2 protein-coding genes are annotated in these 1,574 nt (G+C 78.1%); one reads left to right on the top strand and one right to left on the bottom strand.

Annotated elements, in window-relative coordinates; all coding sequences use genetic code 11:
• The first annotated feature begins 359 nt into the window (after positions 1 to 359).
• Positions 360 to 1,169 (top strand): peptidoglycan recognition protein family protein, encoded by an 810-nt coding sequence (locus ACTUAL_RS14815; RefSeq protein ID WP_440900653.1) that lies wholly within the window; start codon positions 360 to 362, stop codon positions 1,167 to 1,169.
• Positions 1,170 to 1,292: 123 nt separating this feature from the next.
• Here the strand turns inward: ACTUAL_RS14815 and ACTUAL_RS14810 are convergent.
• The coding region (locus tag ACTUAL_RS14810) for a hypothetical protein (protein ID WP_440900652.1) at positions 1,293 to 1,574 on the bottom strand (282 nt) is incomplete at its 5' end.

Raw genomic sequence — 1,574 nt, 5'->3', positions numbered from 1 at the left:
CCAGCCACAGCGGCCGTTGCGCGCGGTCGACGAAGGCGGTGAGCGCGGTCATCTGGGGATGGGTCATCGCGGGCCTCCGAGGGGCGCGTGCGGCGCGGGTGCGCGCCGGTTACCCGCCGCAGTGCGGACTCACACCTCGATCCGGGAGGGGCTCACCCGGTCGACGCGGGGCGGACCAGGGGCGCCCCCGTGCCGGACTCGCGCGGGTTCGCCGACGCCCACCTGCCCGGCCGCGGCGGGCCGCGCCGAACCGTCCCGCTCGGCTCCGGGCTCGACAACACCGCGCGCCTGGTGGACGGGGAGTTCGTGGTCCGCCGCCGCGACGGCGCCAGTCCGCCGAGGCCCGCCCGCTCGCCGCGGTGGCCGCCCGCTCCCCGCTCCCGACGCCCGTCGCGCTCGCCGTCGACGGCCCCTGGACGGCCTACCGCCTGCTGCCGGACGTGCTGCCGCTGGACGCGGGCGCCACCCGCGACCTGGCCCGCCGCCTGGTCGACTTCGTCGCGCTGGTGCGGACCTGGGACCTGCCCGCGCTGCTGGCCGGGGCCGCCGACGCCCACGCCGCGCTCGGCCTGCGCGACCCGACCGTCGAGCGCTTCCCGGCCACCCCGCCGCCGCCCCCGCCGGACGAGCTGGTCCTCGCGCACAACGACCTGGGGGCCGAGCACGTCCTGGTCGACGTGGGCACCACGATCACCGGGGTTCCAGACCGGACCGGCGCGGCCCGCTGCGCCCGGCCTCCGACCTCGGCCTGCCGCACCGCGACCTCGGTCCCGCCGCCGCACCGGCCGAGCCGGATCGTCGTGCACCCCACCGCGACCGACAACACCCACGACCGCTCCGAGGCCCACGCCCGCTCCGAGGCCCACGCCCGCCGCCTCGCCCTGTTCTTCCAGCGCGAGCACGTCAGGCGCGGGTGGGGCGACACCGGCCAGAACCGCGAGTCCGTCGGCATCGAGAACGAGGGCGCCCACACCGACCGGCTGCCCACCGCGCCGCAGTGGGCGGCGCTGGTGCGGTTGTGCGCGCGGGTGTGCCGGAGCTCCGGCATCGAGCCGACCGGGATCGACGGGCACCGCGACCACCGGGACGGCGCGGTGTGCCCCGGCGACGCCCGCCACGCCGGGCTCCCGCTGCCGCGCGCGCACGTGGCCGAGCTGCTCGACGCCTGAGCGCTCAGCGCGGGTCGGCGAGGTCCGGGTCGGTGGTGACCAGCGGGTCCCGCGCGCCGAGCGCGACGGCGGGCTCGACCGCGCGGTGCCCGAGTCCGGCCCCGGCGCCCGCGCGGACGGGCGCTAGTCGCTCTCGATGATCCGCCACTGCGGCTTGCCCACCCACATCGCCTCCAGCTTGGAGGTGTGCCCGTTGCCCGTGAACACCACGACCACCGCGTCGGCGGGCTGCTCCACGACCGCCGCGTAGCCCTGCCTCGGGGTCGCGGACACCGGCTGGATGTCGCGCTCGGCGAAGCTCACCGTGGCCACCCCGCCCTGCAGGCGGAAGCTCTTGATGAACACCTGCTTCCCGTCCCGCTCGACCCACGCGCCCTCCTCGGACGGCGCGGGCGGCTGGGAGGT

It is taken from the genome of Actinosynnema sp. (genome assembly GCF_052038725.1).
Note: the sequence above shows the minus strand (reverse complement) of the source record. Positions and strands in the feature narration are given on the sequence as shown.